The sequence below is a fragment of the Arthrobacter halodurans genome (genome assembly GCF_041877255.1).
Classification (GTDB): Bacteria; Actinomycetota; Actinomycetes; order Actinomycetales; family Micrococcaceae; genus Arthrobacter_N; species Arthrobacter_N halodurans.
The window spans coordinates 184,385-207,142 of sequence record NZ_JBHDLJ010000004.1; the positions used below are offsets into that span (position 1 = coordinate 184,385).

The 22,758-nt window shown below is 72.7% G+C and carries 20 protein-coding genes; 8 read left to right on the forward strand and 12 right to left on the reverse strand.

The window, feature by feature from the left end:
* Nucleotides 1–130: 130 nt before the first annotated feature.
* On the forward strand, nt 131–1,072 hold the full coding sequence (locus ACETWP_RS06945) for a GerMN domain-containing protein (protein WP_373971486.1): 942 nt from the start codon (nt 131–133) through the stop codon (nt 1,070–1,072).
* A gap of 6 nt (nt 1,073–1,078) precedes the next feature.
* Here ACETWP_RS06945 and ACETWP_RS06950 read toward each other — a convergent pair whose 3' ends face one another.
* Genes ACETWP_RS06950 through hrcA form a run of 3 tightly spaced genes read right to left on the reverse strand, consistent with a single transcriptional unit; the run spans nt 1,079 to nt 4,108 of the window.
* On the reverse strand, nt 1,079–1,921 hold the full coding sequence (locus tag ACETWP_RS06950) for a 16S rRNA (uracil(1498)-N(3))-methyltransferase (RefSeq protein WP_373971487.1): 843 nt from the start codon (nt 1,919–1,921) through the stop codon (nt 1,079–1,081).
* Nucleotides 1,921–3,039 (reverse strand): molecular chaperone DnaJ, encoded by a 1,119-nt coding sequence (dnaJ, locus tag ACETWP_RS06955; RefSeq protein ID WP_373971488.1) that lies wholly within the window; start codon nt 3,037–3,039, stop codon nt 1,921–1,923. Before dnaJ ends, ACETWP_RS06950 begins: the two co-directional genes overlap by 1 nt.
* 55 nt (nt 3,040–3,094) lie before the next feature.
* A complete protein-coding gene (hrcA, locus tag ACETWP_RS06960; RefSeq protein ID WP_373971489.1) occupies nt 3,095–4,108 on the reverse strand; it encodes a heat-inducible transcriptional repressor HrcA in 1,014 nt (337 codons plus the stop codon).
* Between the two features lie 191 nt (nt 4,109–4,299).
* Here hrcA and ACETWP_RS06965 point away from each other — a divergent pair, with 191 nt between their 5' ends.
* Nucleotides 4,300–5,148, forward strand: coding sequence for a DUF3097 domain-containing protein (locus tag ACETWP_RS06965; RefSeq protein ID WP_373971490.1), 849 nt, complete (start codon nt 4,300–4,302; stop codon nt 5,146–5,148).
* Here the strand turns inward: ACETWP_RS06965 and ACETWP_RS06970 are convergent.
* A complete protein-coding gene (locus ACETWP_RS06970; RefSeq protein ID WP_373971491.1) occupies nt 5,145–5,519 on the reverse strand; it encodes a hypothetical protein in 375 nt (124 codons plus the stop codon). The genes ACETWP_RS06965 and ACETWP_RS06970 overlap by 4 nt on opposite strands.
* A gap of 108 nt (nt 5,520–5,627) precedes the next feature.
* Here ACETWP_RS06970 and ACETWP_RS06975 point away from each other — a divergent pair, with 108 nt between their 5' ends.
* Nucleotides 5,628–6,059, forward strand: coding sequence for a DUF4870 domain-containing protein (locus ACETWP_RS06975; protein WP_373971492.1), 432 nt, complete (start codon nt 5,628–5,630; stop codon nt 6,057–6,059).
* A gap of 130 nt (nt 6,060–6,189) precedes the next feature.
* On the opposite strand, the gene hemW is transcribed toward ACETWP_RS06975, so the two are convergent.
* Together hemW and lepA are read right to left on the reverse strand one after the other, a co-directional pair.
* Nucleotides 6,190–7,419 carry a radical SAM family heme chaperone HemW gene (gene hemW / locus ACETWP_RS06980; RefSeq protein ID WP_373971493.1) on the reverse strand — a complete coding sequence of 410 codons (1,230 nt, stop codon included), beginning with the start codon at nt 7,417–7,419 and terminating at the stop codon, nt 6,190–6,192.
* A gap of 4 nt (nt 7,420–7,423) precedes the next feature.
* Nucleotides 7,424–9,277, reverse strand: coding sequence for a translation elongation factor 4 (gene lepA / locus ACETWP_RS06985; protein WP_373971494.1), 1,854 nt, complete (start codon nt 9,275–9,277; stop codon nt 7,424–7,426).
* Nucleotides 9,278–9,406: 129 nt separating this feature from the next.
* Here lepA and ACETWP_RS06990 point away from each other — a divergent pair, with 129 nt between their 5' ends.
* Both ACETWP_RS06990 and rpsT read left to right on the forward strand, forming a co-directional pair.
* Nucleotides 9,407–9,982: a type II toxin-antitoxin system PemK/MazF family toxin gene (locus ACETWP_RS06990; RefSeq protein ID WP_373971495.1), complete on the forward strand. Its 576-nt coding sequence runs from the start codon at nt 9,407–9,409 to the stop codon at nt 9,980–9,982.
* Between the two features lie 211 nt (nt 9,983–10,193).
* Entirely contained in the window at nt 10,194–10,454 is a 261-nt protein-coding gene (gene rpsT / locus ACETWP_RS06995; protein WP_373971496.1) for a 30S ribosomal protein S20, read from the forward strand.
* 170 nt (nt 10,455–10,624) lie between these two features.
* Here rpsT and holA read toward each other — a convergent pair whose 3' ends face one another.
* From holA to leuS, 5 genes are all read right to left on the reverse strand, one after another.
* Nucleotides 10,625–11,647 (reverse strand): DNA polymerase III subunit delta, encoded by a 1,023-nt coding sequence (gene holA, locus ACETWP_RS07000; protein WP_373971497.1) that lies wholly within the window; start codon nt 11,645–11,647, stop codon nt 10,625–10,627.
* Between the two features lie 58 nt (nt 11,648–11,705).
* A complete protein-coding gene (locus ACETWP_RS07005; protein WP_373971498.1) occupies nt 11,706–14,279 on the reverse strand; it encodes a ComEC/Rec2 family competence protein in 2,574 nt (857 codons plus the stop codon).
* Nucleotides 14,276–15,211, reverse strand: a complete 936-nt coding sequence (locus ACETWP_RS07010) for a ComEA family DNA-binding protein (protein WP_373971499.1) — start codon at nt 15,209–15,211, stop codon at nt 14,276–14,278. Before ACETWP_RS07010 ends, ACETWP_RS07005 begins: the two co-directional genes overlap by 4 nt.
* A gap of 160 nt (nt 15,212–15,371) precedes the next feature.
* Entirely contained in the window at nt 15,372–16,409 is a 1,038-nt protein-coding gene (locus ACETWP_RS07015; RefSeq protein WP_373971500.1) for a DegV family protein, read from the reverse strand.
* A gap of 52 nt (nt 16,410–16,461) precedes the next feature.
* A complete protein-coding gene (gene leuS / locus ACETWP_RS07020) occupies nt 16,462–18,999 on the reverse strand; it encodes a leucine--tRNA ligase (RefSeq protein ID WP_373971501.1) in 2,538 nt (845 codons plus the stop codon).
* Nucleotides 19,000–19,198: 199 nt separating this feature from the next.
* Here leuS and ACETWP_RS07025 point away from each other — a divergent pair, with 199 nt between their 5' ends.
* Complete coding sequence (locus tag ACETWP_RS07025; protein WP_373971502.1) at nt 19,199–20,065, forward strand: alpha/beta fold hydrolase; 867 nt, start codon at nt 19,199–19,201, stop codon at nt 20,063–20,065.
* A gap of 152 nt (nt 20,066–20,217) precedes the next feature.
* On the opposite strand, the gene ACETWP_RS07030 is transcribed toward ACETWP_RS07025, so the two are convergent.
* Entirely contained in the window at nt 20,218–20,619 is a 402-nt protein-coding gene (locus ACETWP_RS07030; protein WP_373971503.1) for a type II toxin-antitoxin system VapC family toxin, read from the reverse strand.
* 339 nt (nt 20,620–20,958) lie between these two features.
* Between ACETWP_RS07030 and ACETWP_RS07035 the strand changes: the two genes are divergently transcribed.
* A complete protein-coding gene (locus tag ACETWP_RS07035; protein ID WP_373971504.1) occupies nt 20,959–22,368 on the forward strand; it encodes an AI-2E family transporter in 1,410 nt (469 codons plus the stop codon).
* 214 nt (nt 22,369–22,582) lie between these two features.
* Complete coding sequence (locus tag ACETWP_RS07040) at nt 22,583–22,753, forward strand: hypothetical protein (RefSeq protein ID WP_373971505.1); 171 nt, start codon at nt 22,583–22,585, stop codon at nt 22,751–22,753.
* The last annotated feature ends 5 nt before the right edge of the window (nt 22,754–22,758 follow it).

A 22,758-nucleotide genomic window follows, 5' to 3' on the forward strand; every position in this document is an offset into this window, starting at 1 on the left:
CGCGGGCGCGTGTATCGTTCGTGCAACAGTCCGGTGACAACCCTGCAACCGGCCGCCCGAGCGGGGAGTGCCTGTGACAAGCTGGTGTGGCGGCCGCCGAGTCCGCCCTGCCCCGAGGAGAAGGACCCCGTTGACCCCCGCCCCGCACAGCCGACGCACCAGGCCCCGCCTGGCCGTCGTCGCGCTGGTGGTGTGCCTCGGCGCGGTCTCAGCCTGCGGCGGACTGTCCACCCCCTCCACGACGACCATGCCGCAGGGCGCGACGGCGGCGAATCCGGTGGTTCCGCCCAAGTCGGATGCCGCGGAACTGGAGAAGTTGAGCACCCACCGCTCCGCCCCGGTGTACTGGCTCGGGGAGCGGGACGCGACCGTGTACCTCTACCGCGAGTACGTCGAGGCCGAGGACCAGGGTGATCCCATCACCACCAGCATCAAGCACATGCTCGAGCAGCAGCCCACCGACCCCGACTACTTCAGCCTCTGGAGCCCCGCGAGCCGGATCGGCACGTCCATCGACGGGGACAACGTGATCACCGTGGACCTGTCCGCCGACGCGTTCGCGCGCCAGATGGACGCCGGCCTGGCCGAGCGCGCCGTCCAGCAGCTCGTCTACACGGCGACGGGGGCCGCCGCGAACGCGGGCCTGCTGACGGGCTCCGCCCCGGCCCGGGTCGCGGTGTTGGTCGACGGGCGCCCCGGCTACGAGGCGTTCGGCCACGTCCGGCTGGACGGTCCGACGGAGCGGGTCTCGAGTCTGCGCGCCCCCGTGTGGATCATCGAGCCCCACCACGGCAGCGCCTACGCGGCCGGAAACGTGGCCGTCCGCGGCGCCGGCGCGGTCTTCCCCGGCGGCATCCGCTGGGAGGTCCGCCGGGTCCAGGAGGGTGGGCCCGGCGACGTGGTCTCCGACGGCCGCATCACCCTCGGTGCCGGCGACCTGCCCGCGGATGAGTTCGAGTTCGCGGTCGACCTCGGCGAGGGCGACTACGACGTTTCGGTGTGGGGGCAGAACGGCGTCGACACGGCGCGGCTGAGCGAGGACACCAAGCGCATCACGGTCGCGGGCCGCTAGCGGCGGTCACCGGTCAGCCTCGCCCGCGGCCGGTGCCCGGCGGGGATCCAGCTGCCCGGCCAGGTGGCGGACCAGAACCAGCGCCGCCGGGCCGGCGGTCGAGGCCCGCAGGACGTTCGACCCCAGCGACGCCGTCGCGGCGCCCGCGGCGCGCAGCGACTCGATCTCGGCCGGCGCGATGCCGCCCTCCGGGCCCACCACCAGGAAGACCTCTCCCACGGGTCCCCCGGGGTCGGCGGGAGAGGCCTCGAGCCAGTCTCCGACGACCTCGGCCAGCGGGCTCGCCGCCTCCTCGTGGAGGACCACCACCAGGCGCCGCGCGGCGGGTCCGGCGTCGTCGGCCGCGGGGCGCGCCAGTGCCGCGAGCTGCGGCGTGCCCGCCACGGGCTCGACGCGCGGCGTGCGCGCGCGCCGGGACTGCTTCACCGCGGCGCGGACGGTGGCCTCCCACTTGGCCCGGCCCTTGTCCGCCTTGTCGGCGGCCCAGCGGACCACGCACCGCTCGGCCTGCCACGGGAGCACCCGGTCGATGCCCAGCTCGACGGCGGACTCGACGGCCTGCAGGTCGCGGTCGCCCTTGGCGAGGGCCTGGACGAGGACCGTCAGCACCCGCGGCGCCGCTTCGACGTCGATCCGCTCGATCCGGGCCCGCAGGGAGGCCTTGCCCGTCTCCGTCACGACGCAGACGGCGCGGCGGCCCTCGCCGTCGAGCAGGTCCACGGCCTCGCCGACCCGGATGCGCTTGACGGCCACGGCGTGCCGTCCCTCGGGGCCGTCGAGCTCCACGGTGTCCCCCGGGACGGCCGCGGCCAGCGTCTCCGGCGGCGTGAGGAACGCCTGGTTGCTCATCAGGCCCGGTGGCCCAGCTTGTCGCGCAGGCGCGAGAAGACCCCTCCGCGGTCCGTCAGGCGGCCCTCGGCCACCTCTTCGCCGCGCAGCTCCGCCAGCCGCTCCAGCAGCTCGCGCTGCTGGTGGTCCAGCTTCGTGGGGGTCTCCACGTGGATGTGGACAATCAGGTCGCCGCGGCCGCCGCCACGCAGCCGGGGCACGCCCAGCTGGCCCAGCCGCACGGTGTCGGCGGACTGCGTCCCCGCCTCGATGCGGATGTCCCGCTGGCCGTCGAACGTCTCGAGGTCGAGGTCGGCGCCGAGGGCCGCGGCGGTCATCGGGACCGTGAGGGTTGCGTGCAGGTCGTTGCCGTCGCGCTCGAACACGGGGTGGCGCCGCACGTCGATCTCGACGTAGAGGTCGCCGGAGGGCCCGCCGCCCGGTCCGGCCTCACCCTGGGCGGCCAGGTGGATGCGCGTGCCGGTCGCGACGCCGGCCGGGACCTTGAGCTGCTTGCTGACCCGCTCGCGCACGCGGCCGGAGCCCATGCACTCGTTGCACGGGCTCGGCAGGGTCGTGCCGAAGCCGCGGCAGGCGCTGCAGGTCTCGACCGTCATCATCTGGCCGAGGAAGGAGCGCACGGGGCGCTGGATCTGTCCGCGGCCGTGGCAGATGGTGCAGGTCTGCGGCGACGTGCCCGGCTGGCAGCAGGTGCCCTCGCAGGTGGGGCACGTGACGGCGGTCTCCATCTCGAGCGGGTAGACCACGCCCTGGACGGCGTCCTTGAGGTCGATCGTGGCCGTGATCAGCGCGTCGCGGCCGCGACTGGTGCGCGAGGCGGGTCCGCCGGCCTGGCCGCCGCCGAAGAACTGCTCGAAGATGTCGTTGAACCCGAAGCCGCCCGCCTGGCCGGGGCCCGGGGCGTTTCCGTTCTCGTTGCCGGTGGTGTCGTAGTTGCGGCGCTTCTCCGGGTCCGACAGGATCTCGTAGGCACGCGTCACCAGCTTGAACTGCTCCGAGGCGTCGTCACCGGGGTTGACGTCCGGGTGGAGCTTGCGGGCCAGCTTGCGGTAGGCCTTCTTGATTTCTTCGGTGCTCGCGTCTTGGGAGACGCCGAGAACGTCGTAGTGGGTGCTCACAGTGGTCGCTGTGTCCTTTCCAACTGGATCGATGCTTTGGGGGCCCGGGGCGGCGCTAGCCAGCCAATATCCGGGAGAGGTAGCGGGCGACCGCGCGCACGGCGGCCATGCTCGAGGGATAGTCCATGCGGGTCGGGCCGAGGATTCCCATCTTGGCGGTCTCCCCGGGCCCGTAGCCCGTCGCGATGACGGAGGTCTCGGTCAGGCCACCGTAGCTGTTCTCGCTGCCGATCCGCACGGCGATGCCCCGCGCGTCCAGCTCCATCTCGGAGAACAGCCGCAGCAGGACCACCTGCTCCTCCAGCGCCTCGAGCACGGGCGTGATCGTCAGCGGGAAGTCGCCCGTGGATCGGGCCAGGTTTGCCGTCCCGGCCATGACGATCCGATCGACGGCGCTGTTGTCGCCCAGGGTGCCGAGGGCCGCGGCAAGCGTCCGCCCCGCGGTCTGCAGCCGTGCTGGCAGGTGGTCGACGGCGGCGGCCGCGGCGTCGGAAAGCTCGTTGAGGCGCCGGCCCCCTCCGGCCGCCAGGAAGGCGGACTTCAGGGTGAGCAGGTCCTCGTCCGTGGTGTCCGGCGGCGTCATCACGACCCGCTGGTCGACCTTGCCGGTGGTGCTGATGAGGACGGCGAGCACCTGCCCGGAGCCGAGCCCCACGAGCTCGATGTGCCGGACGGTGGCGTCGGTGTGCTGCGGGACCTGGATGACCGCCACCTGGTGCGTCAGGTGGGCCAGCAGGCGCACGGTGCGCTCCAGCACGTCGTCGATGTCGTCGGCGCCGGCGATCAGGGACTGGATGGCCCGGCGCTCCGCGGCGGAGAGGGGCCGCACGTCGCCGATGCGGTCCACGAAGCGGCGGTATCCCTGTTCGGTGGGCACGCGCCCCGAGGAGGTGTGCGGGGCGACGATCAGGCCCTCCTCCTCGAGGGCGGCCATGTCGTTGCGGATGGTGGCGGCGGAGACGCCGAGCTGGTGGCGCTCCACCAGCGCCTTCGACCCCACGGGCTCGCGCGAGTGCACGTAGTCCTCGACAATGGCCCGGAGGACCTCAAGTCGACGCGGTTCGGACATGGGACCCTCCTGTTTCCGTCGATGGTGGCGTGTCGGCGGTGGCGCGCCGGCAGGTGGCCGACGCCTTAGCACTCGACACGTTCAAGTGCTAAGTCTAATACCTTAGCCGGGTTGTTAGCATGGTTCCCGCGTCCGGGAGCCCGGCGCACCGCGGCCCGCCGGGGGCCACCACGAAAGGCCGGGTCAGCCCAGTGAACAACTACGAGTGGGGCGCACGCGACATTTCGGCGCCGAAGCGCGGCGAGCTGCGCCGGGTGCCGGTCGCCCGGGGCCAGGTGCTCGAGGACGTCCAGAGCGGGTGGGTCGGCGAGGTCGTCCGGATCGAGAAGGCGGGGGGCATGCGCGTCGTCGTGCTCGAGGACCGCCGGGGCAGGACGAAGTCCTTCCGCACCGGCTTCGGCTTCCTGCTCGAGGGCGAGCCGATCGAGCTGGTCGAGCCGGTGCGCGCGGCGGCGTCCGCGCCCTCCCGCACGGCCTCGGGGTCGGTCCGCGTCGACCACCTGAAGGCGCGCACGGCGCGGGCCAGCCGGATTTGGGTCGAGGGCAAGCACGACGCCGAACTGGTCGAGAAGGTCTGGGGGCACGATCTCCGCGTCGAGGGCATCGTCGTCGAGCCCCTGCATGGCGTGGACGACCTCGCGGGCGCCGTGCGGGACTTCTCCCCCGGCCCGGGGCGCCGGCTGGGCATCCTGGTGGACCACCTCGTGGCCGGCACCAAGGAGGAACGCATCGCGGCCGCGGCGATGGCCGTCCCCGGGGTCCGCGGCAACGTGCTGATCGTCGGTCACCCCTACGTCGACGTGTGGCAGGCCATCCGCCCCTCGGTGCTCGGGATCGCCGCCTGGCCCGTGGTGCCGCGCGGCACCGACTGGAAGACCGGCATCCTCAGGGGCCTTGGGTGGCCGCACTCGACGGCGGCCGACGTCGCGCTGGGCTGGAAGCGCCTGCTCGGCAGCGTCACCACGTACGCCGATCTCGAACCGAGCCTCCTGGGGCGCGTCGAGGAGGTCATCGACTTCCTGACCGCCGACGGCAGCTAGAGACTGCCCGCGGGGCCCGGGGATCTCCCGTCGTCGGGCCCGGCATCGGATGCGGCGTCGGGTGCGGTGTCCCCCGCGGCCCCGACCCTCCGCGGTGCCGGCGCGCCGGGTCCCGCGGCACCGCCGTCGTGCGGTGTGTCGGCACCGAGGGCGTTCCCGACCGACACGATGCGCCGCTTCTCTTCTTCCTGAGCGGCGTGGGCCTCCACGGCTTGGGGCTGGTAGAAGTCCTGCACGACCCCTAGCGACCCGGCGAGTCCGCCGCCGGCATGCCGGCCGTCGAAGCGGGCGCGGGAGGCCAACCAGACGATCAGCGTCAGCGCCGCGAAGGCCGCGACCGCGGATCCGGCGATCCACACCAGCGTTTCCATGTGAGGAGCGTATCCCGCGGCACGGCGCCGGCGTGGGCGGCGCCGCCGGTTCTTAGCGATAAACTGTGACCCAGAGACGGATGCAGTCATGCCGTCGGAGCGCAGACGATGGAGGAAACCGCCGTGACCCACGGGTTCGACGACAAGGCGCGGAACGGTCCCACCGGCGCCGCGCGGTTCGAGGGGTCCTCCCCCGCTCCGCTGCCGCTGAGTCCCTCGGAGGACCGGCAATGGGCCACCATCGCGCACTTCGGGGCGATCCTCGGATTCCTGCCGTCCGCGGTCATCTACTACGTCTACCGCGCGCGCGGGCCGTTCACCGCCCAGGAATCCAAGGAGGCGCTGAACTTCACGCTGCCCCTGACCGCCGTCGCGATGCTCGCGAACCTGCTCACGCTGGTGCCCGTCATCGGGGGATTCTTCGCGGTCATCGCCGTCGCCATCTGGGTCTACCTCACGGTCAGCGGCGTCGTCGCGGGCATCGAGGTCAACCGCGGCCGCCCGTACCGGTACCCCTTCAACCTGCGCCTGGTCAAGTAGTCCCGCACGCTCCGGCGTTCCGCGGCACGCGGGTTTCCGCACGCCACGCCGCCCGTCGTCGTGCGGGTCCTTTGGTACTTCTGGCCCGCACCCCGGAGGTCCCCCGGAACTCGAGCACCCCGGACGTCCCCTAGAACTCGAGGAGCCGCCGGACCACCGCGTCGGCGAGGAGCCGGCCCTGCAGCGTCGGCACGATCCGGCCCGCGACCGCGTCCCGGCCCTCCACCAGCCCGTCGGCGATGAGACCCGCGACGGCCCGGCGTCCACCCGGCCGGAGCCCCTCGATCGGCATCCCCTCCGCGATCCGCGTCAGGAGCATCGCGCGCTCCAGGTAGCGGGCATCCTCGTCGGGGGTCTCGCGGCCCGCGGCGGGCGACACCGCCGCATCGATGCGCTGCTGGTACGCCGACGGGTGCTTGACGTTCCACCAGCGGAGCCCGCCCACGTGCGAGTGCGCGCCCGGGCCCGCGCCCCACCAGTCGGCGCCGGTCCAGTAGGCCAGGTTGTGGCGGCACCGGGTGGCGGCGGACCGGCTCCAGTTGCTCACCTCGTACCAGGAGAACCCGGCGCCGGCGAGCAGGCGGTCGGCCAGCAGGTACTTGTCGGCGTGGTCGTCGTCGTCGATGTCCGGCACCTCGCCCCGCCTGATTTGCGCTGCCAGCCGGGTCCCGTCCTCGATGATCAGCGCGTAGGCCGAGATGTGGTCCGGCTCGTAGGACAGCGCCGCCTCCAGGCTTGCCCTCCAGTCCTCGAGGCTCTCCCCCGGTGTCCCGTAGATCAGGTCGACGCTCACGTCCAGACCGGCGTCCCGGGCCCACTGGACCGCCAGCGGCACGCGGTCCGGCCGGTGCGTCCGGTCCAGGGTCTTCAGGACGTGCGGCACCGCGGACTGCATGCCGAAGGAGACACGCGTGAACCCGGCCTCCGCCAGGACGCGCAGCGACTCCGGCGTGACCGAGTCCGGATTCGCCTCGGTCGTGACCTCCGCCCCCTCGGCGAGCCCCCACAGGCCCCGGATGCGCCCGAGGACGTGCGCGAGGTCCTCGGCGGGCAGGAGCGTGGGCGTGCCGCCCCCGAAGAACACGGTTTCCACCGGGCGCTCGTGGATTCCCGACGCGCGCAGCGCCGCGTGGCCGAAGTCCAGCTCCGCGGCCACGGCCGAGGCGTAGGTGTCCTGGGTCGCGCCGGAGCCGAGCTCGTGCGCCGTGTAGGTGTTGAAGTCGCAGTACCCGCAGCGCACGGCGCAGAAGGGGATGTGGACGTAGACGCAGAAGGGACGCGTCGCCGCGCCCTCCCGGCTGGAGGGGGGCAGCAGGCCGTCGGCCGGCGCCGGGTCGCCCAGCGGCAGAACAGAAGGCATGCGGCTACTTCTTGCCCTTGTCCTTGGACTCGTCCGAGGACAGCGCGGCGATGAAGGCCTCCTGGGGCACCTCGACGCGGCCGACCATCTTCATGCGCTTCTTGCCCTCCTTCTGCTTCTCCAGCAGCTTGCGCTTGCGGGAGATGTCGCCGCCGTAGCATTTCGCCAGGACGTCCTTGCGGATGGCGCGGATGCTCTCGCGGGCGATGATGCGCGACCCGATGGCCGCCTGGATCGGCACCTCGAACTGCTGGCGCGGGATTAGTTCGCGCAGCTTGGAGGTCATCATCGTGCCGTAGGAGTACGCCTTGTCCTTGTGCGTGATGGCGCTGAACGCATCCACCTGCTCGCCCTGCAGCAGGATGTCGACCTTCACGAGGTCGGCGATCTGCTCGCCGTCGGCCTTCCAGTCCAGCGACGCGTAGCCGCGGGTCTTGGACTTGAGGATGTCGAAGAAGTCGAAGACGATCTCGGCCAGCGGTAGCCAGTAGCGCAGCTCGACGCGCTCCTCGGAGAGGTAGTCCATGCCGCGCATCTGGCCGCGCCGGGACTGGCAGAGCTCCATGATGGCGCCGACGAACTCGTTTGGGGCCAGGATGGTCGCGGCGACCATCGGCTCGTGCACCTCGTGGATCTTGCCGGTGGGGAACTCGCTGGGGTTCGTGACCGTGACCATCCTCTTGTCGTCGGTCATGACCTCGTAGACCACGTTCGGCGCGGTGGAGATCAGGTCGAGGTTGAACTCGCGCTCCAGCCGCTCGCGGACGATCTCGAGGTGCAGCAGGCCGAGGAAGCCCACGCGGAAGCCGAAGCCGAGCGCAACGGAGGTCTCCGGGACGTAGGTCAGGGCCGCGTCGTTGAGCTGCAGCTTGTCCAGGGCGTCGCGCAGGACCGGGTAGTCGGAGCCGTCGATGGGGTAGAGGCCGGAGAACACCATCGGCTTCGGGTCCTCGTAGCCGCCCAGCGACTCCTTGGCCGGCTTGGCCAGGTTGGTCACCGTGTCGCCGACCTTGGACAGGCGCACGTCCTTCACGCCCGTGATCAGATAGCCGACCTCGCCGACGCCGAGGCCCTGCGACGGCGTCGGCTCCGGGGAGCTCACGCCGATCTCCAGCAGTTCGTGGCTGGCGCGCGTCGACATCATCTGGATGCGCTCGCGCGGGCTCAGGTGGCCGTCGACGACGCGCACGTAGGTCACGACGCCGCGGTAGGTGTCGTAGACCGAGTCGAAGATCATCGCGCGGGCCGGGGCGTCGGGATCCCCCACCGGCGGCGGGAGGTCGCGCACGATCTTGTCCAGCAGAACCTCGACGCCCTCGCCGGTCTTGCCCGAGACGCGCAGCACGTCCTCGGGCTTGCCGCCGATGAGGTTCGCGAGTTCGGCCGCGTACTTCTCCGGCTGCGCCGCCGGGAGGTCGATCTTGTTCAGGACCGGAATGATCGTGAGGTTGTTCTCCATAGCCAGGTAGAGGTTGGCCAGCGTCTGGGCCTCGATCCCCTGCGCGGCGTCGACGAGCAGCACGGCCCCCTCGCACGCGGCGAGGGAGCGGGAGACCTCGTAGGTGAAGTCCACGTGCCCCGGCGTGTCGATCATGTTCAGCGCGAAGGCGGTTCCGTCGACTTCCCATGGCATGCGCACGGCCTGCGACTTGATGGTGATGCCGCGCTCGCGCTCGATGTCCATGCGGTCCAGGTACTGGGCCTTCATGTCGCGCTGCTGGACGACGCCGGTCGACTGCAGCATCCGGTCAGCCAGGGTGGACTTGCCATGGTCGATGTGGGCGATGATGCAGAAGTTCCTGATAATCGCCGGATCGGTGGCGGCGGGCACCGGTGCGGTGCGGGCCATGGGTGACACGTGGGTGACCTCGCTCTGGTACAGACAGTCGTGAAGTGGGCGCGGAAGTTCCGCAAAGCCCCATTCTCCCATGTTTCGACGGCGCCGCTCCCCCGCCGCGCCCCGCGGCCCTGCTGGTACCGTGTGCGCATGCAAAGCAACGGCCGCCACCTGATGAAGCTGCTCGAGTCCGCGCTGCGGCTGTTCCGCCCCGGCGCGCCCTCGCCGACGCGCCCCGGCGGGCCCGTCCCCGGCGCGGCGGCGGATCGGCGGCCGAAGGCCCGGCTGGCGGGGGCGCCGATCTCCGGCGCGGTGTCGGGCGAGGCGGCGGGCTGGCGCGGCGGCGGCTATCCCGGGGACTTCACGGGCCGGCTGCGGCCGACCTACCACCCCAGACCGGACGGCGAGCCCGATCCGGGCGAGGTCGTGTGGGCCTGGGTTCCCTACGAGGAGGACCACGGCCGGGGCAAGGACCGCCCCGTGCTGCTGGTCGGGCACGACGGCGGCTACCTGCTGGGCCTTATGCTCACCTCCAAGGACCGCAACAACGGCAGCGGCGGCGACAGCGGCTACGTCGACATCGGGTCCGGCGCGTGGGATTCGAAGGGACGACCCAGCGAGGTCCGGGTGGACCGCGTGGTCCGGCTCCTGCCCGAGGGCATCCGCCGGGAGGGCGCCGTCCTGGCGCGGGACAGGTTCGAGCAGGTGGCCGCCCGCCTGCGGTGAGGCCGGCTCCGACCCGTAGCCGGCCCGGCGCGCCGGGGGGCGTCCCCGAATCGCGGGCCGGCGGCATCGGTGCTAACATTGTCTGCTGTGTGTCCGCGCAGGTCGACGGGCACTTCTCCCGAGTCGCCACAGGTATCCCCACGCCGCTCAGTCAATGGCTCTGGAGTGAACCCTCACCGACCATTTCCGCGAGAGCAAGAGAGTTTATCCAGTGGCAAATATCAAGTCCCAGAAGAAGCGCATCCTCACCAACGAGAAGGCCCGCCTGCGTAACGCGGCCATCAAGTCGGAGCTGAAGACCGCCATCCGCTCCGTCAACGTGGCCGTGGCCGCGTCGGACAAGGATGCCGCCGGCACCGCGCTGGCCGCCGCCAGCCGCAAGCTGGACAAGGCCGTCAGCAAGGGCGTCGTGCACAAGAACAACGCGGCGAACCGCAAGTCGGCCATCTCCAAGAAGGTCGGCGCTCTCTAACGAGACCGCATCAGCGTCAGCAGGGCCGCCCCGGCATCCGGGGCGGCCCTGCTTTTTGGGTCGACGTCCCGGGGCAGCGGACCGGCTGGCGCGCGGCCGTTGCCGCGGGCCGGGCAGCCCCCGGCGGCCGCCTACCGGTCGCGTTGCCCCGACCGCCGTGCGGCCGCCTCCTACCTCCGGGCGGCGAGGGCGATGCCCGTGACGGCGCGCTCAACGGCGTACTCCGGGTCCCGCGAGGCGCCCTTGACCTGCGCGTCGGCCTCGGCCACCAGCCGCAGGCAGCGCACCAGCTCGTCGGGTGTCCAGTACTGCGCCTGTTCCTGCGCCTGCTGCACCTGCCACGGCGCCATGCCCAGCTCGCGCGCCAGCTGGCCGGAGGATTTGCGTTGTCCGGCGACCTTGGCCACCTGCCGCAGCTTCATGGCCAGCGCGGCGACGATGGGCACGGGATCCGTCCCGGTGGCGAGCGCGTGGCGGAGCGTGCTCAGCGCGAGTGCCCCGCGACCCGTCAGCGCGGCGTCGGCCACCTTGAAGCCCGTGGCCTCGACCCTCCCGCCGAAGTAGCGGTCGACAGTGTCCTGCTCGATCTCTCCCGTGGTGTCCTGGATCAGCTGGCTGCAGGCGGCGGCCAACTCCTGCAGATCGGAACCCACCGCGGCGACCAGCGCGCGGGCGGCATCGGAGTGGATCCGCCGCTTGGCGTTCTTGAACTCCTGCGCGACGAAGTCCAGCTTTTCGGCGTCCTTCTTCAGCGGCTGGCACTCCACGACCACGGCGCCCGCGGACTTGAGCGTGTCGAGCAGCTTCTTCCCCCGGTTGCCGCCCGAGTGGTGCATGACGACGACGACGTCCTCGGCCGGCGCGGCGGAGTAGGCCATCATGTCCTCGAGGAACTCCTCGTTCATGGTGGCCAGCGAACGGACCTCGATGATCTTGCCCTCGGCGAAGAGCGAGGGGCTGGCGGCGAGCAGCAGCTCCCCGCGCTGGTAGGACGTCGCCTCGAACGCGATCGTCTCCGCCTCGGGCTGGTCCTCCCTGACCCTGGACCGGACGCGGTCGAAGGCCCGCGACGCGATGTAGTCCTCGGGTCCCTGCAGGAGCACCAGCGGCGCGGGTTCCGCGCTGCGCCATGCGTGGGGGGCGCCGGTCCTCCCCGCCGCTCCCCTGGAGGGATTCGCCCTGCCTGTCGCCATCGTGTCCGCCTTCCGCCTCGGTGGTGCCCCTGCATCCTATCCCCTCCCCCGACGCCGCTCACGGGTCCAGCCGGGCGCCGAGGCCCATGACCGCCAGTCCGCCGTCCGGTGTGCTCCGCAGGACCAGCGTCCCCGACGTGTCGGTGCGGAAAGCCGGGGTCCCCGCGGATTCCAGGGCGGAGAGGATGGCGGGCGCCGGATGCCCGTAGCTGTTGTCCCGTCCGACGCTGATCAGCGCAACGCCGGCTCCGACCTGTTCGATCACCTCGTTGCCCCCGTTGCGAGCCCCGTGGTGGCTGACCTTCAGGATGTCGGCGCGCAACGCGGGATTCCTGCCGAGCAGCGCCCGCATCGCGTCCTCCTCGATGTCGCCGGTGGCCAGCAGGGTGGTGCCGGGCGTCCCGGGGTCCGCGGACCCGGAGGCGGCACGCGGCTCCGCGGAACCGTCCCACCCGAACAGGACCACCAGGGAGGCGTCGTTTTCCGTGACCGACGGGCGCCCGGCGTGGGGCGAAAGCACGGACCATGTCACGGGTCCGGCGGAACCGCGGTCGCCCGCACCCACCCGAACCGCGGCCACGCCGGGCGGCAGGTCGGCGGGCCCGGGCGCGTCGCCCGCCGTCGAGTAGTAGACCGGGCCGACCGGCCTGCCCCCGAACACCCCGGCCACCCCGCCGGCGTGGTCGGCGTGGAGGTGCGTGATGAAGAGGGCGTCGACCCTGGCGACGCCCAGCGCGCCGAGACAGGAGTCGACGGCGTCCGGGTCCGGGCCCGCGTCCACCAGCACCGCACTGTCCGTTCCCGTGCGCAGCGCGAGCGCGTCGCCCTGTCCGACGTCGCACGCGGCCATGAGCCACTCGTCCGGGGCGGACCGCTGGAGGGAGGTGATCGGCAGCGTGATGCCCAGCAGGAGTCCGGCCGCGGCGGCGGCCAGCGCCGCGCCGAGGGTGCGCGGCGCGGCGAACCGGCGCGTCCCGTCCCCGTCACCGGCCGGTTCGGCGGGAGTGGGGCTCAGCGCGAGCCACGACGCCACCAGCGCCAGGGCCGCCAGCAGGACGGCGCCCGCAACGCCGCCCGGCCCCTCGGGCCAGGGCAGGGTCGCGTGGGGCAGGTCCGCGACGCGTCGCCCGACCCAACCCACCAACGCCGCGGGAAGCCCCGCCACCCACACCCACGGCGCGACGAGGGGAGACGGGAGGCCGCCCAGCAGCAGCGCCGCGGTCCCGGCCACGGTCACCACCGGAATCAGCGGCGCCACCACGACGTTGGCCGGTACCGAGTACACGGCCAGGCCCGCGTCCATGGCGACGAGGATGGGCAGGCAAAAGAGCTGGGCCGCCACGCTGATCGCGGTGCCGTCCGCGAGCCACCCCGGAAGGACCCTGCGGAGCAGGAGGCCGAGGGGCCGACCGAGCAGGACGATGCCGGCCGTGGCGGCCACGGAGAGCTGGAAGGCCGGTTCCCCCGCGAACCACGGATCCCACGCGAGCAGGGCCACAACGCAGGCGCTCAGCGCCGCGAAGGCCTGGCGCCCCCGCCCCGCGTACACGGCGGCGGCGGCCACGGCGCCCATCACGGCGGCCCGCACCACGGACGGCTCCGGCCGCACCAGCGCGACGAAGCCCAGCAGGCACGCGAGGGACGCGAGGAAGACGGCCGCGCGGGGCAGTCCGGCGGCACGGCCGATCCACAGCACGGCACCCAGGATCATGGCGCAGTTCGCCCCGCTCACGGCGGTCAGATGGACCAGCCCCGCGCTCTTCATCGCGTCGGAGAGTTCCCCGTCCTGGCCGGAACGGTCGCCCATGACCATTCCCGGGAGCAGGGCGGGACCGTCGGCGGGGAGGACGGCCGCGTGCCGCACCAGCCGGGACCGCAACTCCTCAGCCGGGGCCGGCGGTCCCGGGGCGGGCAGCACCCGCACGCCCGCGGAGGACCGGAGCCAGAGCCGCTCGCGGTCCTCGCGCGGCGCCGCCGTGGCCCGGGCGAGCCCCTCGACGGCGTCCCCTGCGCGCGGAAACCCCGTGGCCGGCAGGTGCCGGGCGGACAGCACGAGGAGCACGCGGTCGCCTCCCGAGGCATGCCAGTTCCCGTCGGCGGCGTAGCGCTCCAAACGGGCACCGGCCATCCACGTCGACGCGGCGGGCTCGGCCGTCCTGGCGGGCGGGTGGGTGCCGGACGCTGCGCCGCCCGATTCGGCACCCAAAGCGGCGCCCGCCGGTTCCTCCTCTTGGGCGAACGCGGGCGCGGCCCGGAGCGGGCGCGGGGCCTCCAGCAGCCGCGCGGTGAAGCGAACGGATTCGCCGGAGCGCACGTGCGCGTCGAGGACGGGATCGTGCCGGCCGACGGACTGGCCCGCGATGGAGCCCGCGACCACCGTGGCCCCGGCGAGGGCGGCGGCCAGCGGCGCCCACCAGCGGCTGGCCCACGCCAGCAACCCCCTGTTCCGGAGCAGGACGAGCGCGAAAAGAGACAGCGCCCCGCTGCCGAGCGCGGCGGCCGCGGCCGGGACCCAGGCTTCCTGGCGGACCAGCAGCCACGCGGCGGCCCACCCTCCCCCGGCCAGCCACAGCCCGCGGGCGTCGACGCGCGTCGGCGCGTCCTCGGCGGCCCTGGGGCGGCTGCGGCTCATTGGAACGCCACGAGGCCCTCGAGCTTGCCCATCATGGCGGGCCCGATCCCCGAGACGGCGTCCAGTTCGGCCATCGAGGCGAACGGGCCGTTGCGTTGCCGAAAATCCACGATGCTTCCGGCGAGCACGGGACCGATGCCCGGCAGGGTATCGAGCTCCGCGGCGGTGGCCGTGTTGATGTTGACCGCCGCGCCCGGTGCCCCGCCGCCCGGGGGCCCCGCCGTCCCGCCCCGGGTTCCCGGGGAGGGCTCTCCGCCCGACGGCGGCGCGGCCGGCGCCTCGCCCCGGACCGGGATGAGGATTTGCGTCCCGTCCACCACGGGTGCCGCGAGATTGACGGCCGCGGCGTCCGCGTCGGCCGTCAGCCCCCCGGCGGCCGCGACGGCCGTGCCCGCCCGCGTCCCCGGTGCGAATTCGTAGACGCCAGGCTTCCTCACGGCCCCGGCCACATGCACGACGAGCAGGGTCCGGGACTCCTCGGCGGCGGTCCCGGGCGCGGACCCTGGGGAAGGGCCCCCCGACAGCCCGCCCGGTGGCGGCGCGGACGCCGGCCCGCCGCCTGTCCCCTCCCCGGGCGGGGCCGGATCCTGCGCTGGCGGGGGCGGATCCTGCGCTGGCGGGGCCGGTTCCTGCGCTGACGGGGCCGGTTCCTGCGCGGCCGGACTCCCCGGCAGTTCATGTGTCTGGACGCCGGGCGCCTCGGGCGGCCCGGACACGCCGTGCCCGGAGGCGCGGTCGGGCTCCAGCCGCACCTCCCCCAGCAGGGTCCCACCGCCCGACGCGGGATGGAAAAGGAGGCTGGCGGCGATCCACGCCACGGCGCCGAGCAGGATGCACAGGGTTGCGCCCCGTCCGAGGCGCAACCGGAGGCGCCGGCCGGACCCGTGGGGTGCGGCGACGTCCTCGCGGAGTTCCCAGCGGTGACGGACCATGCGCCAACGCTAGGCCGCGCGGCGCGCGCCCGAGCCCGCTCCGGCAGCCCGTGTGCAACCCGGGTCGGCCGCGGACCCTGTGGAGGGCGAGTCGCGGGGCCGCGCCGTCCTTGCGCGAGCCGGCGGCTTCTGCGCGGACCGGCAGCGACGAGCCGGCGGCTCAGGCAGCCGGGGTGGCGGACCCCTGCCCGTCGGATGCGCCGGGCACCGCCGGCGCTGGTCCCCCCGACGCCGGCCCGGGCAACCCGGCCACCACGACGGCCAGCACGCCCGCGCCGGTGTGCGCGGCGAGCACGGCGGGCAGCGGCTCGCACAGCACGGGCTCCGCGGCGGAGCCCGCGAGCTCGTGGACGAGTTCGCGGGCCTGTTCGTCGTTGCCGAAGTACTGCACGGCCACGCGCGCCCCGCCGGGAAGATCCGCCGCCCGCTCGCGGCTCAGCGCGACCAGACGGACCAGCGCCCGGGGAAGCGTGCGCACCTTCTCCCGGACCACAATCTGCCCGTCGGCCACCGCGAGCAGGGGCTTGACGGCCAGGAGCGTCCCGAACATGCTGGCCGCCGCGTTGATCCGGCCGCCCTTGCGCAGCTGCTCCAGGCTGGGGACCACGAAGCCGATCGTGTTGTCGCCGGCCCGCGCGGCGGCCTCGGCGACGGCGGAGGCGGACAGTCCCGCCTCGGCCGCGGCGACCGCGTCCATCACCGCGAAGCCCTGGGCCAGGCCCACCGTCGCGGAGTCGACCACGGTCACCGGCACGGGCGCCTCCTCCGCGGCCCAGCGGGCGGCGTCGACGGTGCCGGAGAGCTTGGCGGAGAGGTGCAGGGAGACGATCTCCTCGAACCCCGCCTCGGCGAGCCGGCGGTAGGTGCGCAGGACCAGCCCCGGCGCCGGCCGCGACGTCTGGACCGGCTTGCCCAAGGCCAGCGCGAGCGCCAGCTCGGTCTCGACGTCGTCGAGCCCCTCGGTGTACATCTGCCCGTCGATCATCACCGGCATCGGCACGATGGCCAGCGTGGCGGCGTGCGCCGCCGCCCATGCCGCGGGAACCGCCGCCGCCGAGTCCGTGACGACGGCGACCCGGCCCGGGGCGGGCCGGGCGCCGGCCTGCTGGGCGTCGCGGCCGCGAGAGCGCAGGCGGTCCAGCCAGCCCGGGGCGCGGTCCTGCCGAGCGGGCTTCCCGGCCGCCTGCTGGGGCTCCATGCGCTGCGTTCCGTTCTCTGCGGTGTCCGACGACGCGCCGGTTCGGATCAGGTTACTCCGGAACGATGTTCACGAGTTTCGGCGCGCGGACGATCACGGTCCGCAGGCCGCGCCCCTCGAGGGCCCGCTGCACCGGCTCGGACGCGAGCGCGAGCTCGCGCAGCGCGTCCTCCGTGATGTCCGCGGGCACGTCCAGCCGGTCGCGGACCTTGCCCCGGACCTGGACGACGGCCACGACCGTGTCCTGGACCAGCAGCGAAGGATCGACCGTCGGCCAACCGGCGTTCGCAACGGACGGCCCGTGGCCCAGCTGCGCCCACATGTCCTCCGCCGTGTAGGGGGCGAACAGGCTGAGGATCACGGCCACGGCCTCCACGGCCTCGCGCACGGCCGGGTCGCCGGCGCCGGGGCCGGAGTCGATGGCCTTGCGGGTCGCGTTCACCAGCTCCATCGTCTTGGCGACGACGACGTTGAACTTGCTCGCGTCCAGCAGCTCGGCCGCGTCCGCGACCGTGCGGTGCGTGACGCGGCGCAGCGCCACGTCGCCCGCCGCGGGGTCCGCGCCGGGCGCGCTGGTCACGTCGCCGGCCAGGCGCCAGGCCCGGGCCAGGAACTTGGCGGACCCCGACGGCGAGACATCCGCCCAGTCGACGTCGTCCTCCGGCGGGGAGGCGAAGATCATGGTGAGCCGCACGGCGTCGACGCCGTACTTGTCCAGCTGCTCGCCCAAGTCGACGCCGTTGCCCAGCGACTTGCTCATGGCCTTGCCGCCGTTGAGCACCTGCCCCTGGTTGAGCAGCGCCGAGAAGGGCTCGCTGAAGGGGATGAGTCCCAGGTCGTGGATCACCTTGGTGAAGAAGCGGGAGTACAGCAGGTGCAGGATGGCGTGCTCGACCCCGCCCACGTACTGGCCGACCGGCATCCAGCGCGCCGCCGCGGCCGGGTCGAACGGGCCCTCGGTGTATTCGGGCGACACGAAGCGGAGGAAGTACCACGAGGAATCCACGAACGTGTCCATGGTGTCCGTGTCCCGCTTCGCGGCACCGCCGCACGACGGGCAGGTGGTGTTGACCCAGTCCTCGGCCGCCGCCAGCGGGGACGTGCCCTGCGGCGCGAGGGCCTCGCCCCGGAGGTTCTCGGGCAGGGTGACGGGCAGCTGGTCGTCCGGGACGGGGACCTCGCCGCAGTCGGCGCAGTGGACGATCGGGATCGGTGTCCCCCAGAAGCGCTGGCGCGACAGCAGCCAGTCGCGCAGGCGGAAGTTCACGGTGTGCCGTCCGGTGCCCGCGGCCTCCACGATCTCGATGGCGCGCGCGATCGCCTCGTCCTTGCCCAGCCCGGACAGCTCGCCGGAGTTGACCAGGGTGCCCTCGCCCACCGTCGCGGTGCCGCTGACCGCCGGGTCCTCCTCGCCCGTGTCCACGACCATGCGCACCGGCAGGCCAAAGGTCTTGGCGAAGTCCAGGTCGCGCTGGTCGTGCGCGGGAACCGCCATGATCGCGCCCGTGCCGTACTCGGCCAGCACGTAGTCGGCGGCCCAGACCGGCAGCCGCTCCCCGTTCAGCGGGTTGATGGCGTACCGTCCCAGGAAGACGCCGGTCTTCTCGCGCTCCGTGGACTGGCGCTCGATTTCGGACAGGGCCTTGACCTGCTCCTGGTAGGCCTCCAGCCCGGCGCGGCGGTCTGCGGTCACAAGTTCGCCGGCGAGGTCGGCGTCGGCCGCGACGACGAAGAAGGTGGCCCCGTAGAGGGTGTCGGGCCGCGTCGTGAATACGGTGACGGCGCGGGACGGCGACTCGTCGGTGGCCTCGACGGCGAAATCGACGTGGGCCCCCTCCGAACGGCCGATCCAGTTGCGCTGCATGGCCAGGACGCGCTCGGGCCAGTGGCCCTTCAGCTGGTCCATGTCATCCAGCAGCCGGTCGGCGTACTCGGTGATCCTGAAATACCACTGGTTCAGGGACTTCTTCGTCACGGGCGTCCCGCAGCGTTCGCAGGCGCCGGCGACGACCTGCTCGTTGGCCAGCACGGTTTGGTCCTTGGGGCACCAGTTGACCGGGTGGTCCTTCCGGTAGGCCAGGCCCTTCTCATGGAAGCGGGTGAACAGCCACTGCGTCCACCGGTAGTAGCCGGGGTCCGAGGTGTGCAGCCGGCGGGACCAGTCGGCGCTGATGGCGTAGCGCTTGAACGACGCGGCCTGGGTCTCGATGTTCGCGTACGTCCACTCGGAGGGATGCGCGTTCCGCTTGATCGCGGCGTTCTCCGCCGGCAGTCCGAAGGAGTCCCAGCCGATCGGGTGCAGGACGTCGTAGCCGAGCTGGCGCCAATAGCGCGAGACGACGTCGCCCATCGCGAAGGCCTCGGCGTGGCCCATGTGCAGGTCGCCGGAGGGGTACGGGAACATGTCCAGCACGTAGCGGCGCTCGGCGGTGCCGTCGTCCTTCGGGGTGAAGACCCCGAGCTCCTCCCACACCGGGCCCCACGTCGCCTCGAGGTCCTGGAATCGGTAGCTCGACCCGGTGGCCTCGGTTTCGCTGTGCTGCGTGCTCACGTCTCGTGTCGCCTTACTTGTCGGTTCAGCCGGAATCATGGGTGGGTGCTGGCGCGGGGCAAAAGGGCCCCGAACACACAAAAGCCCCTTGCATCGAAGGGGCGGCCGCGGAGGGAAATCCCCGCGGCTAGGTTAGCGTCAGTCCCGTGGCCATGGGGCCATTTTACAGCACGACGCCGGAGCCTGGCCCGCGCCCCAGCCAACCGTCGATCCCGCCCGGCCCCGGTAGGCTGGGCGCATGCCCCAGAACCGTTCCTCGCTGGTCAGCGCCCACCGCGTCCGCGGCTCCGACCTGCGATGTTGGACCTACCCCTCGGTCGGTCCCAGCTCCGGCATCCTCCTGGCGGTGCACGGATTCCGCGGCGACCACCACGGGCTGCAGCTGCTCGTCGACCAGCTGCCGGAGTACACGGTCGTCGTGCCGGATCTCCCGGGGTTCGGCGCCTCGACGCCGATGGCCGCGACCGCCCACGACGTGCCCGGCTACTCCGCCGTCGTCGCGGACCTGGCGAAGGAGCTGGGCCTCGGACCGCGGACCACGCTCCTCGGGCATTCGTTCGGCTCGATCGTCGCCGCGTTCCATCTGGCGGCCCACCCCGGGTCGTTCGAGCGTATGGTCCTGATCAACCCGATCTGCGAACCCGCGCTGGAGGGCTCCCACGCGCTCATGTCCCGGGCGGCCGCGGCCTTCTACGCCGCCGGCGCGCTGCTGCCGGAGTCCACCGGCGAGCGGTTGCTGCGCTCCCGCATCGTCTCGGACCTGATGAGCGCGACCATGACGAAGTCGTCCGACCACGCCGTGCGCGCCTACGTGAAGGACCAGCACCGCCGGTATTTCGGTCGGTTCAGCGGGCGCGACACCCTGCGCGAGGCGTTCGGCGCGTCCATCACCGGGACCGTGCGCCAGGTCGCGCCGGCGATCGGCGCCCCAACGCTCCTGGTCGCCGGCGCGCTGGACGAGCTGGGATCGCCCGCGGGCCAGGAGGCGCTGGCGGCGGAATTCCCGGCAGCGGAACTTCGCGTCATCGACGGCGTGGGGCACCTCATCCACTACGAGCGGCCCGCGGCGGCCGCCGGTCACATCCGCGCCTTCCTCGCCTCCTGAGCGGAACCTCCCGAGCTGTACACCTGAGGGGAACCTCCCCACCTGTACACCTGAGGGGAACCTCCCGAGCCGCCCACCCGAAGGAACCCCCGGAGCCGACCTCGTGAGTGGACCGCGCCCGGCGCCCGCGTCCGCTGGTGGCCGCCCTGGTCTCAGGGCGTCAAGAGCGCCCCGAAAGGCTCCAGCGGCACCAGGCCACGGGCCTTGGCCGACAGGGTGGCATCGACCGTGACGAGCGCGTCGGCCTGCAGCCGGGTGACCGCGAGGTACTCGGCGTCCCACGTGGTGTCCCACCCCTGTTCGCGGGCGATGTTCCATGCGGTGCGTCGCGACACCCTGTCGCCCAGCAGCCGGACCTTCAGCGCGGTCAGGCGCTCGTGGTGCCGTAGCGCGGCCTCCTCGGTGAGCTCCCGGCGCCGGACTGCCTCGAACAGCAGGGCCAGCGCCTGGGAGCGGAGGGTGCTGGGAGCCACGAGCCGGTGCTTCTCGGGCACTGCGAGCTCGCTCGCGACGAGGCGCAACAGCGTGGGTGCGTCGATCACATACCGTGTCATGGCGGCACCATACCCGCGTGGGACACCGGATCGCCACGGAAGGAGGGCGCGTGGTCGCCGTGCGTGGTCCAGGCGTTCCGGGCCGAAAACCAGGCCGGGATGTCGGCGGCTGCGGTCTTGACGCCCCGATCTCCATGGCCTACCACCAGCGCAAACGGGCGGAGGGGAAGAAACACAACGGCCATGATGTGCCTGGTCCGCCAACGCTGCGACGTCCGCTACCCACTGATCAAGAACGGAACCCGAACGGCGGCGATCGACCTAGAGTGTAGCCAGCCTTCACCCACGGTCGCGGTGCCCGCCGCCGCCACCGCGCCGCCCGATACCCAGGAGCACCCCATGACCAACCCTCCATCCCGTCCAGCACCTCCTGCGCAGCGGGACCCCGAACCCACCGCTCCTCCTGCGCAGCCGGACCCCGAACCCACCGATCCGCCTCCGGCCGCACCCGGTCCCCCCGCTGCCGACGGCACGGAACTGGACCGCGCCACCCGCACCATCTCCGCCGCCCTGCGGCCGTGGTCCGGGGCCATGGGGCGCGCCGGTTCCCACGCGGCCCAGGCGGTCCTCCTCGCGACCGTCGCCGTAGGATTCGTCTGGCTGCTGCTGCAGGTCAAGCTCGTTGTGGTCGCGGTGCTCGTCGCCCTGATTCTCGCCGCCGCTGTGTCTCCCCTCGTCCGGTGGCTGGTGGGCAAGGGCTGGTCGCGCCTGTGGGCCACCGTCGCCGCATTCCTCGGCATCCTCGCGCTGCTCGGTGGGATCGTCGCAGGCATTGTTCTGGCCGTTCGCAGCGAATGGGACTCCCTGGTGTCCTCCGCGACCGAGGGTTGGCGGGAACTGCAGGATTGGGTGACGTCGGGTCCGCTGCCGGTGGACACCGCCGCGATCGGCGCGGCGGCCCGACAGGCCACCGAATTCGTCGCCAGTGGCAGCTTCGCCAGCAGCTTCGCCGGCAATGCGCTCACCGGGATCACCGCGGCCACCGAGTTCCTCGCGGGGACAACGCTGATGGTCGTCATCCTGTTCTTCTTCCTCAAGGACGGGCCGAAGATGCTCAACTTCGCCCTGCGGTGGTTCCGCGGGAGCGTCCGGGCGAAGCTGGCCGAATCCGCCGACCGCGGTGCAGAGGTACTGGGCGGCTACGTCCGCGGCACCGCCATCGTGGCGCTGGTGGACGCGGTCATCATCGGACTGGGCTTGGCCATCGTGGGTGTCCCCCTGGCCCTGCCGCTGGCGGTCATCGTCTTCATCGGCGCCTTCATCCCGATCGTCGGGGCCACCGTGGCCGGGATCCTGGCCGCGTTGGTCGCGCTGGTGACGAATGGACCCGTCGCGGCGCTCGTCGTGGTGGCCATCGTCATCGCGGTCAACCAGATCGAAGGGGACCTGCTCCAGCCGGTGGTCATGGGCCGCACCCTCAGCCTGCACGCCTTGGCGGTGCTTCTCGCGCTGACGGTGGGGACCCTCGTGGGAGGGATTTTCGGTGCCATCCTGGCCGTGCCCTATACGGCCTTGGCGTGGACCCTGGTCCAAGTCTGGACAAGCCAGTACCAAGCTGGAGAGGATCCGGTGCTCGGGGAGGACCCTCTGAGCCCGAAGGACCGCGTCGAGGCCAAAGCGACCATGGCACAACGGTGGAAGTACGAGCGGATGCGCCGGCAACACCGCCGCGGGCGCAGGCTCGGCGCCGCCGATCAGGAGAGGGGCAAGGCGAACACCCACGACGACGCCGGGGCGGCCGGAAGGTAGACCGGCCATGTCGGGCCCGACGGAGTTCCAGCGTTGCGGACCGGTCATGGGTGGAATCCGTGTCCACGGCAGGGAAGGCCGCCACCGCCGTGAAGGAGAAGGCCCGGCCGCTGACCGACGAACTCGCCGGCGTGGCCAAGGGCGTCGGGAACCGTGGCACGGAAGCCAAGGAGAACGTCGGCGCCGCCGGCAGATCAACAACGAGGCGTTCGCGGTGGACATGGAGGGAATCCCCGATTCCGACAGCGCGAAGCGCCGGACGCCCAGGCTGTCCGCAGGGAAGGAGCCGCACTTCGCCGCGCCGGTCGGCGAGACCATCTGGGTCCCCCTGCGCCCGTTCCCCTGGCGCGCCGGCCACTCCTCCGGCAACCCGCGGCGCGCATAGGATGA